Raw genomic sequence first — 16,432 nt, forward strand, 5'->3', positions numbered from 1 at the left:
CCATTGCATCACCCAGTGCCGCCGGATAGTCAGGCCATGGGCCCGTCAACTCGGCGGCAACCTCGCCCAACCCTTCAACGGATGCCGGCTCGATGATTCTCGCAAATGCGGGTACGTCATCGTTTGGTCGACTCCATTCGAACTTAAGAAACAACGTTTGCCCCCGATAGGCGTGAACGACTGGAACATCGAGATGGTGTGACACGCGCCCTCCCAGACACATGAACAAAGTTGAACCGTATTTGTAGCTCCCCTTCCTACCCATCGCCATCAAGGCATTTAGCCATCAACATCTGCCGCCCAGCGCGGCAAGGACACCCCATGTACGCAACGAAACTCACCCTGCTCATGACGGCCATCGTGTTGTACGTGGCGGGGTCCACCTTCTGGTTTTTCTGGCAGGTGCCGGAGCTGCTCTCCACCGGTACCGACCCGACTCTTGTCGCAGCCTTTGCCGGCACCGTCGCCTGGATGCTGCTCACCTTCGGTTTCATCATCCACATCATCAAGACAGCGCGGCCTACAGCGGGCGGCAGGAGGTAGGTATGCAGGCTGAAATACTGTCGGACGATGAACTCGCCGACCTCACCGGCTACAAGCGTCGATCTGATCAGCGCAAATGGCTCAAGGATCGCAACTGGGTGTTCGTCGAGAGCCGCGGCGGCCGGCCGCTGGTTGGCCGGATGTTCGCCCGTATGAAGCTGGGTATGGTCAACGCCACAATTGCAGACCAAAACCCGGCGCCGGCGCGACCTGCTTGGACGCCTGATTTCTCCAGAGTGAACTGATATGCGCCCCCGGAACACGGAAAACAGGGACTTGCCGCCAGGAATGGTGCGCCGTAAGCGCCCAAGGAAGAATGGCAAGGTCTGGATCGGCTACTACTACCGGGATTCTGCTGGCAAAGAGATCCCGCTTGGAACAGACCTGAGCAAAGCCCGCTTAAAGTGGGCCGAACTGGAGGCCAAAGAAAAGCCGGCCGATCTGACAACAATGAAGGGCATTTTCGACCGGTATGTACGCGATGTCATTCCGAAAAAGGGGGAGCGGACACAGAAGGACAACATGGCTGAACTGAAACAGCTTCGCCCTACGTTTGACGAGGCGCCCATCGATTCAATTACGCCGTTCAACATTGCTGGGTACCGTGATGCCCGCTCAGCAAAGGTTCGAGCCAACCGCGAGATCGCCCTCCTGTCCCACGTTTTCAACATGGCCAGGGAGTGGGGACTCACCGAGCGAGAGAACCCATGCCAGGGCATAAGGAAGAATAAGGAGGCGCCGCGTGACTACTACGCCAATGCGGTTGTGTGGGATGCAGTGTACGGAATGGCGGAGCTGGAGCTTAAGGAAGCCATGGACTTGGCCTACCTGACTGGCCAGCGACCCGCTGATGTGATCGTCATGCGCATTGATGACGTTGAAGGCGACTACCTACTGGTGACGCAAGGGAAGACACAGCAGAAGCTGAGAATTCTGATGGGTACCAAGGAGGCGGAGAACAGCCTGGGCAAGTTAATCCGGGAAATCACAGAGAGGAATGCCTGCCACCCATCCAAGTATTTGTTGATCAACAAACACGGGAAACGGATGACAAAAGGGATGCTCCGCTTGCGCTGGGACAAAGCACGGGAGAAGGCGCGTGAAAAGGCCATCGAGCAGAGTGACCCAATACTTGCGGCGAAGATAGGAGGGTTTCAGTTTCGTGACATCAGGCCGAAGGCGGCCTCGGAAATCCTCGATATTGGCGACGCCAGCCTGCTGCTTGGGCACAGCAAACAGGAGATCACAAAACGGGTTTACAGGAGGATCGGCGCGACTGCGAAGCCGTCTAAATAACCAAAGTTTCGGAACTCATACCCGAAAGTTTCGGAACTGCCACCCAATACAGCAAAATATGACCCAAACCCCAGAAACACGAAAGCCCCGCATTTGCGGGGCTTTCGTATGAATCTTGGCGGGAAACCAGGGATTCGAACCCTGGGAACGCTATTAACGTTCGCCGGTTTTCAAGACCGGTGCATTCAACCACTCTGCCAATTTCCCTTGTGCAACACAGGATTATAGTAGCCCATCCTGTCTCAGCGGGCGCCATAATACCCGAATGAAACACACTGTCAAACTCTCTGCATAGCTTGTTACAGAGCGTCTGTTATGATCTTTGCGACTGAACGTTTCAAAACTGAAGGAGTGTCGCCATGCGCGAACAGGATTACGCAGTTAATAGCAACGTGCAGGCTGAGCAGCTAGAGGTTAGCCGCGTCCTGCGCAATACATACGGCCTGCTCGCCCTCACCCTCGCATTTAGCGGCGTGATGGCGTATGTGGCGCAACAGATGCGTGTCGGCTACCCGAACATCTTTGTGGTATTGATCGGCTTCTACGGCCTGTTTTTCCTCACCAACAAGCTGCGCGACTCGGCCTGGGGCCTGGTGTCGGCGTTTGCCCTGACCGGTTTCATGGGGTTCCTGCTGGGCCCGATCCTTAACCGTTACCTGGGTATGCAGGGCGGCGCGGAAGTGGTCAGCTCGGCGTTTGCCATGACGGCACTGGTGTTTGGTGGCCTGTCGGCCTATGTACTGATCACCCGTAAGGACATGAGCTTCCTCGGCGGCTTCATCACGGCTGGCTTCTTCGTGTTGCTGGCGGCGGTGCTGGCGAGCATGTTCTTCCAGATCAGCGGCCTGCAGCTGGCGATCAGCGCCGGTTTTGTGCTGTTTTCCTCGGTCTGCATTCTGTTCCAGACCAGCGCCATCATCCATGGCGGCGAGCGTAACTACATCATGGCGACCATCAGCCTGTATGTATCGATCTACAACCTGTTTGTCAGCCTGTTGCAGATCTTCGGCATCATGAGCCGCGACGACTGATCCCAGCCTCATCAAAAAGCCCGCTTCGGCGGGCTTTTTGTTGCCTGCGGCTTTATCATTGGCGCAGGTTTGCCTACAGAGTGTTCCATGAAGTTCGCGATTGCGCTTTTTTCCGCCGCCCATGCGCCTTCCTCGCGCCGTGCCCTGCAGTTTGCCCAGGCTGCGCTGGCCGGTGGGCATGAGGTTGTGCGGCTGTTTTTCTATCAGGATGGGGTCTACAGCGCATCCAACTCGGTGGTAACACCGCAGGATGAGCAGGATATCGCTCAACAGTGGCGCGCCTTCGTCAGCGAGCATCAGCTTGATGGTGTGGTGTGCATTGCCGCAGCATTGCGTCGTGGGGTGTTGAATAACGAGGAAGCCTCACGCTATCAACGTAGCGCGGTCAATATCGATGCGCCCTGGGCGCTGTCGGGCCTTGGGCAGTTGCACGATGCAATCCAGGACGCCGACCGCCTGATCTGCTTTGGAGGGCCATGAAATGTCCAGATCCTTGTTGGTAATCAGCCGCCAGGCACCGTGGTCCGGGCCCAGTGCGCGAGAAGCGCTGGATGTGGTGCTGGCCGGTGGTGCATTCGACTTGCCGATTGGGCTGCTGTTTCTCGATGACGGCGTGTTTCAACTGGCAACCGCGCAGGATGCCAAGGCCTTGCAGCAGAAGGACGTGACTGCCAACCTGCAGGCACTCTCGCTGTTTGGTATCGATGAGGTATTCGCCTGCAGCCACAGCCTGGCCGAACGTGGGCTGAGCCCCCCTGATAACGCGCAGCCACTGAGCAGCGAACAGATTTCCCAGATGATTGACCGTTACGATCAGGTGATGACCCTCTGATGTCGACCTTGCATGTGTTGTCCCACTCCCCTTTTACCGACAGCCGCCTGGGCAGTTGCCTACGCCTGTGTGGCGCGCAGGATGCAGTCCTGCTGTGCGGTGATGCAACCTATGCCCTGCAAGCCGGCAGCGCGCCTTTCCAGGCCTTGCAAGCCAAGGCCCTGGATGTCTTCGTGCTGGCTGAGGATGCCCAGGCCCGTGGCCTGTCGTTGCCGGATTGGGCCAAAAGTGTCGACTACCCGGGTTTTGTGCAGTTGTCGATCGACCATGACAAGGTCAACACTTGGCTATGAACACCCTGACCGTAGGCGCGCGCACCCTTGAACTGGACAAGGACGGTTACCTGGTTGACCTGAACGCCTGGTCTGTCGAAGTGGCCAGTGCCCTGGCAAGCGCCGAAGAACTGGAGTTGACCGACGAGCACTGGGAAATCCTTGAGCTGCTCAGGGGCTTTTACCAGGAGTTCCAGTTATCACCGGCCACCCGCCCGCTGATCAAGTACACCGCCTTGAAGCTGGGCCCGGAAAAGGGCAACAGCCTGCACCTCAACCGACTGTTCAAAGGCACTCCCGCCAAACTTGCCGCCAAGCTGGCGGGCCTGCCCAGGCCGACGAATTGCTTATGACCGACTTTGCCCCGTTGATCACCGAAACTCCCGCCGAACATCCCTTTGCGCCGTTTGTACGCATCCTCGGCAAAGGCAAGCGTGGTGCCCGCAGCCTGACGCGCGAAGAAGCGCGGGAAGCCATGGGCATGCTGCTCGACGACAAGGTCGAAGACTCTCAGCTCGGTGCATTCCTGATGCTGTTGCGCCACAAGGAAGAAAGCCCGGAAGAGCTCGCCGGCTTCACCGAAGCCCTGCGTGAGCGCCTCAACGCGCCAGCACTGAACGTAGATATCGATTGGCCTACCTACGCGGGGAAAAAGCGCCACCTGCCATGGTACCTGCTGGCCGCCAAGTGTCTGGCGCAGAACGGTGTGCGAATCTTCATGCACGGCGGCGGCGCCCACACGGCTGGGCGCCTGTACACCGAACAATTGCTGGGTGAGTTGCAGATTCCACTGTGCCGCAACTGGCAGCAGGTCGAGACAGCCTTTGCGCAAGGCAACCTGGCGTTTATGCCGCTGGGCGACTGGGCCTCGCAACTGCAACGCATGATTGACCTGCGCAACATCCTCGGCCTGCGTTCACCTATCCATTCCCTGGCACGCATCCTCAACCCGCTGGGCGCACGCTGCGGCCTGCAAAGTATCTTCCACCCCGGCTACCAGGGCGTACACCGTGATGCCAGTGGCTTGCTGGGCGACAACACGATTGTGATCAAGGGCGATGGCGGCGAGATCGAGATCAACCCCGATACCACCAGCCATTTATATGGCACCACCGGCGGCGCAAGCTGGGATGAAGAGTGGCCAGCCCTCTCGGCTCAGCGCCACGTCAAGCCGGCCAGCCTAGAACCTGAGCATTTGAAAGCCCTGTGGCGCGGCGAGGTCCAGGATAGCTACCCGCAGTTGGCACTGATCGCCACCATGGCCCTGGCCCTGCGCGGCCTTGGGCACCCACGGGAACAGGCTTTTGAACTGGCCCAGCAGTATTGGGATGCGCGGGACAAATCGATTTAATCGATCATTAACCCCGAGCCTTTGCGCTATTTCTTCGAACTCAGACGATTAGACTGCACACCAACGCTTATTAGCCAAGGAGTCAGTCATGGGTTTGCTGATTGAAGGACGCTGGCATGACCAGTGGTACGAAAGTAGCGCAGATGGCGCCTTCCAACGGGAACAGGCGCAACGCCGGCACTGGGTCACCACCGACGGCCAACCGGGCCCCAGCGGTGATGGCGGCTTCAAGGCCGAAGCCGGCCGCTACCACTTGTATGTCTCCCTCGCCTGCCCGTGGGCGCACCGCACCCTGATCCTGCGCAAACTCAAGGGCCTGGAAAGCCTGATCGACGTTTCAGTGGTCAGTTGGCTGATGCTGGAAAATGGCTGGACCTTCGACAAGGCCCACGGCTCAACTGGCGACAAGCTCGACGATTTTTCCTTCATGCACCAGCGCTATACCGCCGACACCACCGACTACACCGGGCGCGTCACTGTGCCCGTGCTGTGGGACAAGAAGCTCAGTCGCATCGTCAGTAATGAATCGGCGGAGATCATCCGCATGTTCAACAGCGCGTTCAATGAACTGACGGGCAACACCCTGGACTTTTACCCCGAACCGCTGCGCCCGAGCATCGACGCGTGGAACGAGCGGATCTATCCCGCCGTAAACAATGGCGTGTATCGCGCAGGCTTTGCCACTTCACAGCAGGCGTACGAAAGTGCTTTTGATGACGTGTTTGCCGAGCTGGATCACCTGGAGCAGCACTTGGGGGGGCACCGCTACCTGGCCGGTGAATACCTGACCGAGGCTGATGTACGCCTGTTTACGACGCTGATCCGGTTTGATGCGGTGTATTACAGCCACTTCAAATGCAACCTGCGGCGGATTGCGGATTATCCAAACCTGTCGAATTGGTTACGCGAGCTGTATCAATGGCCCGGCGTGGCCGAGACCGTGGATTTTGCCCATATCAAGGGGCATTACTATGCCAGCCACCGGACGATCAATCCGACGGGGATTGTACCGAAGGGGCCGTTGCAGGCGTTTGATAGCAAACATGACCGACAGAAGTTGAGCAGCAAGGGCGTCTGGAGCTGAAGCAAAAACGGTAGGAGCGAGCTTGCTCGCGAAGATCGTCAACGATAACGCTGGCATCCTGGATGAACGCGGCGCCCTTGAGTTTCTCGCGAGCAAGCTCGCTCCTACAATTGATGTGAGTGCCGGTTTCACACCTGGGACTGGGCACCTTCGAACCACTTCAGCTTCTCACGCAACACCACCACTTCTCCTACAATCACCAGCGTCGGCGCATGCACTTCATGCTCCGCCACCAGGCGCGGCAGGTCCGCCAGGGTGCCAGTAAACACGCGCTGGTTGGACGTGGTGCCTTGCTGAATCAACGCAGCCGGGGTGTCTGCCGAACGGCCATGGCGGATCAGTTGCTCGCAAATGATCGGCAAGCCAATCAAACCCATGTAGAACACCAGGGTCTGCGACGGTCCCACCAGGTCATTCCAGGGCAAATCCGAGGTGCCGTCTTTCAGGTGCCCGGTGATGAAGCGTACCGATTGCGCATAGTCGCGATGGGTCAGGGGAATACCGGCATACGCCGCACAGCCACTGGCTGCCGTAATCCCCGGCACCACCTGGAACGGGATGCCATTGGCCGCCAGCTCCTCGATCTCTTCGCCGCCGCGACCAAAGATAAACGGATCGCCGCCCTTGAGGCGCAGTACGCGCTTGCCCTGCTTGGCCAGTTTCACCAGTTGCTGGTTGATCTGGTCTTGCGGCACCGCATGATCGGCGCGGCGCTTGCCGACATATACCCGCTCGGCGTCGCGACGGCACAATTCGAGAATCGCCGGCGCCACCAGGCGGTCATACAGCACCACATCGGCTTGCTGCATCAAGCGTAGCGCGCGAAAGGTCAGGAGGTCCGGATCACCGGGGCCTGCGCCCACCAGATACACTTCACCCGGCGCATGGGGCGGCTTGCCATTGACCTTCTCCACCAGCAAACGCTCGGCTTCATCGCCTTGCCCTGCCAGTTGCCGATCAGCGATCGGGCCCTGGAAAACGTCTTCCCAGAAGGCCCGGCGCTGCTGCACATCGGGATACAGATTTTTGACCTGCGCGCGAAAACGTGCGGCCAGCCCGGCCAATTGACCGTAGGTGGACGGAATCCAGGTTTCCAGTTTGGCGCGAATCAGCCGTGCCAGCACCGGCGCATCACCGCCACTGGACACCGCAATCACCAAGGGCGAGCGGTCGACGATCGCCGGGAAGATCACGCTGCACAAGGCCGGCGCGTCCACCACATTGACCGGCACACAACGGCGCCGAGCATCACTGGACACTTGCGCGTTCAGCGGCTCGTCGTCGGTTGCCGCGATGATCAGGGTGCAGCCATCAAGGTCCGCCTCCTGGTAACCACGCACAATAAGCTCACCGCCACTGCCCTGTACCAGTTCACGCAACTGGTCTTCGATCAAGGGAGCAACCACCCGCAACAACGCGCCGGCATCGGCCAGTAGCCGGGATTTGCGCAAGGCAATCTCCCCGCCACCGACGACCAACACACGACTGCCGCGCAGGTTATGGAACAGCGGCAGAAATTCCATTTAGCCGATGACCTCAACGCCCGCCATGTACGGCTTGAGCACTTCAGGTACGCGGATCGAACCGTCAGCCTGCTGGTAGTTTTCCAGCACCGCGACCAGGGTGCGGCCTACAGCCAGGCCCGAGCCGTTGAGGGTGTGGACCAGTTCCGGCTTGCCGGTTTCCGGGTTACGGAAACGCGCCTGCATGCGGCGGGCCTGGAAATCACCGCAGTTGGAGCACGAGGAAATCTCGCGGTATTTGTCCTGGCTCGGCACCCACACTTCGAGGTCGTAGGTCTTTACCGCGCTGAACCCCATGTCGCCGGTGCACAGCGCCAATACGCGGTACGGCAACTCCAGCAATTGCAGGACGCGCTCGGCGTTGGCGGTCAGGCCTTCCAGGGCTTCCATGGAGGTCGACGGCTCGACAACCTGCACCATCTCGACCTTGTCGAACTGGTGTTGGCGGATCATGCCGCGGGTGTCACGGCCCGATGCCCCGGCTTCGCTGCGGAAGCACGGGCTGTGGGCGACGAACTTGATCGGCAGTTGCTTGGCGTCGAGGATCTCGCCGGCCACGATGTTGGTCAGCGATACTTCGGCGGTCGGGATCAGGTACAGATCGGCTTCGCCATCGCGGCTGATCTTGAACAGGTCCTCTTCGAACTTCGGCAACTGGCTGGTGCCCATCAGCGCCGGAGCCTGCACCAGGTACGGGGTGTAAGCCTCCTCGTAACCGTGTTCGCCGGTGTGCAGGTTGAGCATGAACTGCGCCAGGGCACGGTGCATGCGTGCGATCGGACCGCGCAGCAAGGCAAAGCGCGCGCCGGACATTTTGGCGGCGGTTTCAAAATCCAGGCCACCGGTCAGTTCGCCCAGGGCAACGTGGTCCTTGATCTCGAAATCAAAGGCTTTTGGCGTACCCCAGCGGCGGACTTCGACGTTACCGTCTTCATCGGCGCCGACCGGCACGGATTCGTGCGGCAGGTTGGGGATACCCAACAGGATCGAATCCAGCTCGGACTGAATCTTGTCCAGTTCGACCTTGCCGTCAGACAGCTCGCTGCCCATGCGCTCGACGTCCGCCATCAGCGGCGCGATGTCTTCACCACGCTGCTTGGCCTGACCGATGGATTTGGAGCGCGCATTCCGTTCAGCCTGCAATGCTTCGGTGCGGGTCTGGACGGTCTTGCGCTGTTCTTCCAGCGCTTCGATGCGCGCAACATCCAAGGCAAAGCCACGGGATGCCAGGCGGTCCGCTACGTCCTGAAGGTTGCTACGTAACAGTTTGGAATCGAGCATGTCGGTCTCTCGTTTATCAAAGTTTGGTCAAGGACAGGCCGGCCCAGGTGGCGAGCAGCCCGCCGAATACACTGATGGCCACATAGCCTAATGCCAGCGGCACTTGCCCGCTTTCCAGCAGGCGCACGGTATCCAGTGAAAAGGATGAAAAAGTGGTCAGGCCGCCAAGGAAGCCCACCATCAACCCGGCGCGCACTTCAACAGGCACCTCCGGGCGTAACAGAAACAGGCCGTACAACACGCCGATCAGCAGGCAGCCCACGATATTAACGGCCAGCGTCGCGGTATAGAAGTGTTTCGGCCAATTGGCGCTAATCCAATTGCCGGTGGCAAAGCGCAATAGGGTACCGGCCACACCGCCTACGGAGACTGCGATCACCAAGGGAATCATGGCTTTCTCCGCTGTTTCGGGCTCAAGCGGTCCAGTTGCGCGAGGTGATTGAGCTTCTCGCCGATCTTCAGCTCCAGGCCACGGGGCACCGGTTGATAGAACGGTTGCGGCTCCAGATCATCAGGAAAATAGTCTTCGCCGGCCGCATAGGCATCCGGCTCGTCGTGGGCGTAGCGGTATTCGTCGCCATAACCCAACTGTTTCATCAGTTTGGTCGGCGCGTTACGCAGGTGCAGCGGGACTTCCAATGAGCCATGCTCAGCCGCAGCACGCAGCGCCGACTTGAAGCCCATGTACACCGCATTGCTTTTCGGCGCGCAGGCCAGGTAGGTAATGGCCTGCGCCACCGCCAACTCGCCTTCCGGGCTGCCGAGGCGCTCCTGCACTTCCCAGGCCGCCAGGCACAGGCTCAGGGCGCGGGGATCGGCGTTGCCGATGTCCTCGCTGGCCATGCGCACCACACGCCGGGCCAGGTACAGCGGATCGCAGCCACCGTCGATCATGCGCGCAAACCAATACAACGCGCCGTCCGGGTTGGAACCGCGTACAGATTTGTGCAATGCCGAAATCTGATCGTAGAAGGCCTCGCCGCCCTTGTCGAAGCGCCGCCGGGTATCGCCCAGCAGGCTTTGCAGCAGGTCGACGCCAATCTCACTATTGTCTTCAGCCAGGTCAGAGGCGTTTTCCAGCAGATTGAGGAAACGTCGACCGTCACCGTCAGCCGCCGCCAGCAGGATCTTGAAACCCTCCTCCCCCAGGCTCAGATGGCGCTTGCCTAGCCCCTTGTCCTCGCCCAGCGCTCGCTGCAACAGCTTCTGCATCGCGGCTTCATCGAGGCTCTTGAGGACATACACCCGCGCCCGCGAGAGCAAGGCATTGTTGAGTTCAAACGAGGGGTTTTCAGTGGTGGCGCCAATAAAAATCAGCGTGCCGTCTTCCACATAGGGCAGGAATGCATCCTGCTGCGACTTGTTGAAGCGGTGCACTTCATCGACAAACAGGATGGTGCGCCGACCGTACTGCCCGGCCTGCTGCTTGGCGACTTCCACCGCCTGGCGGATCTCCTTGACCCCGGCCAACACGGCCGAGACTGTTTCAAAGTGTGCGTCCGAGACTTTCGCCAGCAGCCGCGCCAGGGTGGTCTTGCCCACGCCCGGCGGCCCCCAGAAAATCATCGAGTGCAGGGCACCCTGCTCCAGGGCTTCGCGCAGGGGCTTACCGCGGGCCAGCAAGTGCTCTTGCCCGACATACTCATCCAGGTTGGTCGAGCGCAAGCGCGCGGCCAGGGGCTGGGCAATCGGGTCACTGCGAAACAGGTCCATGGGCAGCGATTTACTCCTGGATCACATCGGCACCCTTGGGGATGTCGAACTTGAACGTGGAGGCTGGGACCGACTCATTGGCCTTGACCCCGGTGAACAGGATATTGGTGCGCTGGCCAACACTGTCGATCAGTTGCATATCGTTGATCACACCGTTGCGAAACGACAGGCGCAGGCTGTCGAACAGTGTGTCCTTGGACTTGGGCTTGAGGGTGAAATCGATCACGTTGCTTTGTTGCTTGGACGTGATCTCGAAACTCTCGCTGATCTGCGACACATCACCGGACAGCAACAAGGCCGGGGTCTGGCTCAGACGTGGGTCAAGGGTCTTGATGGTCGCCTGCTCCAGGTCCGGGTCCCACAGCGTGACTTTCTTGCCATCGGAGACGATGGTCTGCTCGTTGGGCGCGTCGGTTTTCCAGAAGAACAGGCCTGGGCGCTGCACAGCCATTTCACCGGCCGTTTCCTGCAACTGCGTGCCGCCGCCGTCCAGGGTCAACTGGGAGAAGCGCGCGGTCAGGGTCTTGGATTTGTCCAGCAGGTTGGTCAGGCTCGCAACGGATGCCTGGTCAGCGTGGGCCGAAAACGCAGTCAGGGCCAAGGCTGGCAACAACAGCATGCGGATAAGACGCATGGGAGTCCTCATAGAATGATGTGAAAGGCGCGCCGCGTGCTGCCACGCGGCACGAAGTCAGTCGCGCATCGGCCCTGGCGCGATCACTTCGCGCGAGCCGTTGGTGTTCATTGCCGTGACGACGCCGGCCATTTCCATGGATTCGATCATACGTGCGGCGCGGTTGTAGCCGATCTTCAGTTTACGCTGCACCGCAGAGATTGAGGCGCGGCGGCTTTCCAGGACGAACTGCACGGCTTCGTCGTACAAGGCGTCGGTTTCAGCATCGTCATCACCACTGCCGCCGCCATTTTCAAAGCCGCTGCCGGCCTCTTCGACACCATTGAGGATGTCGTCGTTGTATTCAGGTGCGCCGCGCAGTTTCCAGGCTTCCACCACCCGATGCACTTCATCATCGGAAACAAATGCACCGTGCACCCGGATCGGCAGGCTGGTGCCGGGCGGCATGTAGAGCATGTCACCATGGCCCAGCAGTTGCTCGGCACCGCCCTGGTCGATAATGGTCCGCGAGTCGATCTTGCTCGACACCTGGAACGCCATACGCGTCGGGATGTTGGCCTTGATCAAGCCGGTGATCACATCCACCGAAGGCCGCTGGGTCGCGAGGATCAAGTGGATCCCGGCCGCACGGGCCTTCTGCGCGATACGCGCGATCAGCTCTTCGACCTTCTTGCCGACGATCATCATCATGTCGGCAAATTCGTCGACCACCACGACAATGGTCGGCAGCTTGGTCAGCAGCGGCGCTTCATCGTGAATGCTTTCGCGCTTGTACAGCGGGTCGGCCAGCGGTGTGCCGGCGTCCTGGGCTTCCTTGACCTTGGCGTTGAAGCCGGACAGGTTACGCACGCCCATCTTCGCCATCAGCTTGTAGCGCCGCTCCATCTCGGCAACGCTCCAGCGCAGGGCGTTGGCCGCATCCTTCATATCGGTCACGACCGGGCACAGCAGGTGCGGAATGCCTTCGTAGATCGACAGTTCCAGCATCTTCGGGTCGATCATGATCAGCTTGGCGTCTTCCGGGCCGGACTTGAACAGGATCGACAGGATCATCGCGTTCACACCCACCGATTTACCGGAACCGGTGGTACCGGCCACCAGCAGGTGAGGCATTTTCGCCAGGTCCGTGATCACCGGCTTACCGCCAATGTCGTGGCCCAGAGCCAGGGTCACCGGCGACTTGAAGTTGTCGTATTCCGGGGTCGACAGCACTTCGGAGAAGCGCACGATCTGGCGGTCTTCGTTGGGAATCTCGATACCTACGGTGGTTTTGCCAGGGATTACTTCCACCACACGCACACTGGTCACGGCCAGGGAGCGCGCCAGGTCTTTTGCCAGGTTGGAAATACGGCTGACCTTGACGCCAGCGGCTGGCTGGATTTCGTAACGGGTAATCACTGGGCCAGGGTGGATCGAATCCACCGTGACCTCGACGCCAAACTCCTTGAGTTTGATTTCCAGCAGATGGCCAACCGCCGCCAGGGACTCCGGGGAGTAGTTGAGTTGTTTCTTCTCGGCCGGATCGAGGATCGAGATCGGCGGCAAGGTGCCTTCGACGGCGCTGTCGATAAACAGCGGCGCCTGCTTCTCTTTCTGCACCCGATGGCTTGGCTCGGGCGCCTTGATTGGCGCCGGGGCGATAACCGGCGGCACTTGTTTCTCGCGATCGGACATGTGCTTGGTCAGGGCCTGCTCGCGTTCGATCAGGCGCTCCTTGACCTTGGCCTGCTCACGGCGATCCGGCGTGCTTGGGGCCACGACATCATTGACCCGGGTATCGACTTCACGCAATTGCGCCACCATGCGCTTGCGGTCCACGCGAGCGGCCCACCAGCGGTTGGCAGCGCCCTGGAACAGTTCGAACAGGTCGAGGGTGATCTTGCCGGTCACGTCCATGACCTTGAACCAGGACAAGTCGGTGAATACCGTCAGGCCAAACAGGAACAGGGCGATGAACATCAGCGTGCTGCCCTGGATATTCAGGGTCCTGCGGGCCAGGTCGCCCAGGCTTTCACCCAGGGCTCCGCCCGCACCCGCCGGCAGGCCGGTCGGCGCGTGGAAGTGAATATGTGCCAGCGCCGCACCCGACAACACCAGGAACACCAGGCCGATCAGGCGCCAGGAGAACAGCCAGCCACTCCACTGCCACGGCTCATGGCGCTGGCGGAAGATCTGCCAGGTCTTGATCGCCAGCAACAGCGGGAAGATATAGGCGAAATAGCCGAGGATCATGAACAGGATATCGGCGCTGTAGGAGCCCACAGGCCCACCGAAGTTCTGCACATCGTCGATCTTGCTGTTATGGCTCCAGCCCGGATCGTCCTTGCCATAGGTCAGCAAGGCCATCATCAGGAACAGGCATAAAGCACCGATGGCAATCAGCGCGCCTTCCTTGAGCCGATAATGCAGGTGCTGGCGCCAGGCCGGTACCACTGCTGTTTTGGGTGCTGCGGCGGATTTCTTCAAAACGGGTCTTTTCCTGCGCCTTAAGCGCGTCCAACAGTTGAATGACTATAAAATACTGGCCAATCCGGACAGTTGAAAAATGAACGAGTGTTGTCGAATCTTCTTTTAACACTCTGTAACGGATTCATGAAGTGGCCATAACCGCTGAAAACCGGCATCCAGCCCGCTTATTGTACGGGTTTGCGTGCCTGTTGCCACGCTTGCGAGCCTGCTTGCACAACCTGTTCGCAGATCCTTCAATTTGAGCATGCATTGTCTTTGCTGACAAAGGCTTATGAGCTGTATTTATCAGACTGGACAAGCTTTACCAAGGTTCACCACCCATCACCCGCCCGACGGACTCGCTTACGACCACGTTGACAGGGCCAAGTTGCAGAAACACCCACTTACCCATCGGCCCACCGATTGCGTGATCGGGGTAGCCGGGAAGCGCTTCGTCGACAATAATCAATCACAGCCTATCGCGGCGGGCCTGGCCTGCCACCGCCCTCCCCTTCTTGTAAGCCTGAATCCCATGCTGACCTGGTTGCAACGTAACACCCTGACATTTCCACCCCTGACCAAAGCCATGCGTGAGCCCAACGGCCTGCTCGCCGCCGGCGGCGATCTGTCTGCCGACCGGCTGATCCAGGCTTATCGCCACGGCTGCTTCCCCTGGTTCTCGGAAGGTCAGCCGATCCTGTGGTGGTCGCCCGACCCACGTACGGTACTGTTCCCCGCAGAGCTGCACGTATCCCGCAGCCTCGCCAAGCTGCTGCGCCAGCAACGCTACGAGGTGACCTTCGACCAGGACTTCGCCGCGGTCATCCAGGCCTGTGCCGCGCCTCGCAGCTATGCAGACGGCACCTGGATCACTGACGCCATGCAGAACGCTTACTTGCAACTGCACCAGCGCGGCTATGCCCACTCCGTCGAGGTGTGGGACCAAGGTGAACTGGTCGGCGGCCTGTATGGCCTGGCCATGGGCCAGTTGTTTTTTGGTGAATCCATGTTCAGTCGTGCAGATAACGCCTCGAAATTCGGCTTTGCCACGCTGGTCAGGCAATTACAGGCCTGGGGCTTTGTGCTGATCGACTGCCAGATGCCCACCGATCACCTGCACAGCCTCGGTGCCCGCGCCATCGCGCGCAGCGACTTTGCCGGTTACCTGCGCGACCACCTGGACCAGCCCAGCAGTGCAGCATGGCTTTCTTGAGCGACTTCCTCGCACCTGGCTTACACTTATTTCAAAGCTTATCCGAGGGTTGATCATGACCGAGTTGGCGCGCTTGAAGTTTTATGCCACTCAACCCCACTCTTGCAGCTACCTGCCCGACGAACAGGCCACTACGCTGTTCCTCGACCCCAGCCAGCCGATGGACGTGCATGTGTATGCCGATCTGTCAGAGATGGGCTTTCGGCGCAGTGGCGACCACCTGTACCGGCCGCACTGCCAGAACTGCAACGCCTGTGTGCCGGCGCGCATACCGGTGGAACAGTTTCTTGCAGACCGCAATCAGAAACGCATCCTCAAGCGCAATGCCGACCTGATCGTGACCCCCGCCAAGCCAGGCTTCAGTGAAGAATACTTCGATCTTTACCAGCGCTACATTGAACAACGCCACGCCGACGGCGACATGTTCCCACCCAGTCGCGACCAATTTTCCACGTTCCTGGTGCGGGATCTGCCGTTCTCGCGCTTTTACGAGTTCCGGCTTGAAGGAAGGCTGCTGGCTGTCGCGGTCACCGACCTGCTGCCCAACGGTCTATCAGCGGTCTACACCTTCTACGAGCCCGCCGAAGAACGTCGCAGCCTCGGGCGCTTTGCCATTCTCTGGCAGATCAGTGAAGCATCCAGGCAAAAACTGGAAGCGGTGTACCTCGGGTACTGGATCAAAAACTGCAAAAAGATGAGCTACAAGACCCAATATCGGCCCATTGAACTGCTGATTAATCAAAGATGGGTCACGCTTAACTAGAACCCCTTGGCTTGAACACCCTTTTTCGGGCACAATGCACGCCGCTTTTGCCTGGCGCAGTTGCACCGGGCCATTCACTGGATACCGAGGGCTTTACTGCATGTCGAAAGAAGACAGCTTCGAAATGGAAGGCACTGTCGTCGACACCCTGCCCAACACCATGTTTCGCGTGGAGTTGGAAAATGGGCACGTCGTAACCGCGCATATCTCCGGCAAGATGCGCAAGAACTACATTCGTATTCTTACCGGTGACAAAGTGCGCGTCGAGCTGACGCCCTATGACTTGAGCAAAGGGCGCATCACTTACCGCGCTCGCTAAACAAGTCAATACAAAACGCCCGGTTATGCCGGGCGTTTTTGTGTGCGTGATATTTATACAGGCCGCAAAACAACTGTAGGAGCGAGCTTGCTCGCGAAGAACCCAAGGACAACGCACCGAATCAGAAAG

The 16,432-nt window shown here is 59.5% G+C and carries 19 protein-coding genes and 1 tRNA gene; 13 read left to right on the top strand and 7 right to left on the bottom strand.

The annotated features are described in order from the left end of the window. Positions 1-321: 321 nt before the first annotated feature. The 3 genes from FJD34_RS17345 to FJD34_RS17355 are packed head-to-tail and all read left to right on the top strand — an operon-like array spanning position 322 to position 1,839. Positions 322-543 (top strand): hypothetical protein, encoded by a 222-nt coding sequence (locus FJD34_RS17345; RefSeq protein ID WP_090291407.1) that lies wholly within the window; start codon positions 322-324, stop codon positions 541-543. A gap of 2 nt (positions 544-545) precedes the next feature. Further along, positions 546-788 (top strand): DUF4224 domain-containing protein, encoded by a 243-nt coding sequence (locus FJD34_RS17350; RefSeq protein ID WP_065944406.1) that lies wholly within the window; start codon positions 546-548, stop codon positions 786-788. 1 nt (position 789) lies between these two features. Continuing rightward, positions 790-1,839, top strand: a complete 1,050-nt coding sequence (locus FJD34_RS17355; protein WP_090291408.1) for a tyrosine-type recombinase/integrase — start codon at positions 790-792, stop codon at positions 1,837-1,839. 116 nt (positions 1,840-1,955) lie between these two features. Here the strand turns inward: FJD34_RS17355 and FJD34_RS17360 are convergent. Beyond that, positions 1,956-2,046, bottom strand: a tRNA-Ser gene (locus FJD34_RS17360). Between the two features lie 152 nt (positions 2,047-2,198). Here FJD34_RS17360 and FJD34_RS17365 point away from each other — a divergent pair. From FJD34_RS17365 to FJD34_RS17395, 7 genes are all read left to right on the top strand, one after another. Beyond that, positions 2,199-2,870: a Bax inhibitor-1/YccA family protein gene (locus tag FJD34_RS17365; RefSeq protein WP_029293588.1), complete on the top strand. Its 672-nt coding sequence runs from the start codon at positions 2,199-2,201 to the stop codon at positions 2,868-2,870. 87 nt (positions 2,871-2,957) lie between these two features. Then, a complete protein-coding gene (gene tusD / locus FJD34_RS17370; RefSeq protein WP_032857339.1) occupies positions 2,958-3,350 on the top strand; it encodes a sulfurtransferase complex subunit TusD in 393 nt (130 codons plus the stop codon). Position 3,351: 1 nt separating this feature from the next. Continuing rightward, positions 3,352-3,702: a sulfurtransferase complex subunit TusC gene (gene tusC, locus FJD34_RS17375; protein WP_032857340.1), complete on the top strand. Its 351-nt coding sequence runs from the start codon at positions 3,352-3,354 to the stop codon at positions 3,700-3,702. After that, the gene (gene tusB, locus FJD34_RS17380; RefSeq protein WP_032857342.1) at positions 3,702-3,995 is read left to right on the top strand and encodes a sulfurtransferase complex subunit TusB; all 294 of its coding nucleotides are present in this window, start codon (positions 3,702-3,704) and stop codon (positions 3,993-3,995) included. The genes tusC and tusB overlap by 1 nt, the downstream gene beginning before the upstream one ends. Further along, complete coding sequence (locus FJD34_RS17385) at positions 3,992-4,327, top strand: TusE/DsrC/DsvC family sulfur relay protein (protein ID WP_032857343.1); 336 nt, start codon at positions 3,992-3,994, stop codon at positions 4,325-4,327. Before tusB ends, FJD34_RS17385 begins: the two co-directional genes overlap by 4 nt. Beyond that, the gene (locus FJD34_RS17390; protein WP_090291409.1) at positions 4,324-5,325 is read left to right on the top strand and encodes a glycosyl transferase family protein; all 1,002 of its coding nucleotides are present in this window, start codon (positions 4,324-4,326) and stop codon (positions 5,323-5,325) included. Before FJD34_RS17385 ends, FJD34_RS17390 begins: the two co-directional genes overlap by 4 nt. Positions 5,326-5,413: 88 nt before the next feature. After that, complete coding sequence (locus FJD34_RS17395; protein WP_090291410.1) at positions 5,414-6,409, top strand: glutathione S-transferase family protein; 996 nt, start codon at positions 5,414-5,416, stop codon at positions 6,407-6,409. Positions 6,410-6,537: 128 nt separating this feature from the next. Here FJD34_RS17395 and cysG read toward each other — a convergent pair whose 3' ends face one another. From cysG to FJD34_RS17425, 6 genes are read right to left on the bottom strand one after another with little or no spacing between them, the layout of a single operon-like run. After that, positions 6,538-7,932, bottom strand: coding sequence for a siroheme synthase CysG (gene cysG, locus FJD34_RS17400; protein ID WP_032857348.1), 1,395 nt, complete (start codon positions 7,930-7,932; stop codon positions 6,538-6,540). Continuing rightward, a complete protein-coding gene (gene serS, locus FJD34_RS17405; RefSeq protein ID WP_032857349.1) occupies positions 7,933-9,213 on the bottom strand; it encodes a serine--tRNA ligase in 1,281 nt (426 codons plus the stop codon). It abuts the gene before it with no gap. A 16-nt stretch (positions 9,214-9,229) separates the two neighbouring features. Further along, positions 9,230-9,604, bottom strand: coding sequence for a fluoride efflux transporter CrcB (gene crcB, locus FJD34_RS17410; protein ID WP_032857351.1), 375 nt, complete (start codon positions 9,602-9,604; stop codon positions 9,230-9,232). Further along, positions 9,601-10,926: a replication-associated recombination protein A gene (locus FJD34_RS17415; RefSeq protein ID WP_032857352.1), complete on the bottom strand. Its 1,326-nt coding sequence runs from the start codon at positions 10,924-10,926 to the stop codon at positions 9,601-9,603. Before FJD34_RS17415 ends, crcB begins: the two co-directional genes overlap by 4 nt. A 10-nt stretch (positions 10,927-10,936) precedes the next feature. Then, positions 10,937-11,560, bottom strand: a complete 624-nt coding sequence (lolA, locus tag FJD34_RS17420; protein ID WP_032857353.1) for an outer membrane lipoprotein chaperone LolA — start codon at positions 11,558-11,560, stop codon at positions 10,937-10,939. A 57-nt stretch (positions 11,561-11,617) separates the two neighbouring features. Continuing rightward, a complete protein-coding gene (locus tag FJD34_RS17425; protein ID WP_032857355.1) occupies positions 11,618-14,026 on the bottom strand; it encodes a DNA translocase FtsK in 2,409 nt (802 codons plus the stop codon). A gap of 514 nt (positions 14,027-14,540) precedes the next feature. Between FJD34_RS17425 and aat the strand changes: the two genes are divergently transcribed. The 3 genes from aat to infA all read left to right on the top strand — a co-directional run bounded on the left by aat (position 14,541) and on the right by infA (position 16,303). After that, positions 14,541-15,221 carry a leucyl/phenylalanyl-tRNA--protein transferase gene (gene aat, locus FJD34_RS17430; RefSeq protein WP_090291411.1) on the top strand — a complete coding sequence of 227 codons (681 nt, stop codon included), beginning with the start codon at positions 14,541-14,543 and terminating at the stop codon, positions 15,219-15,221. A gap of 55 nt (positions 15,222-15,276) precedes the next feature. Beyond that, entirely contained in the window at positions 15,277-15,984 is a 708-nt protein-coding gene (locus FJD34_RS17435; protein WP_065944413.1) for an arginyltransferase, read from the top strand. A gap of 100 nt (positions 15,985-16,084) precedes the next feature. Next, complete coding sequence (infA, locus tag FJD34_RS17440) at positions 16,085-16,303, top strand: translation initiation factor IF-1 (protein WP_002553999.1); 219 nt, start codon at positions 16,085-16,087, stop codon at positions 16,301-16,303. Positions 16,304-16,432: the final 129 nt, after the last annotated feature.

This window comes from Pseudomonas brenneri (genome assembly GCF_007858285.1).
GTDB lineage: Bacteria > Pseudomonadota > Gammaproteobacteria > Pseudomonadales > Pseudomonadaceae > Aquipseudomonas > Aquipseudomonas brenneri.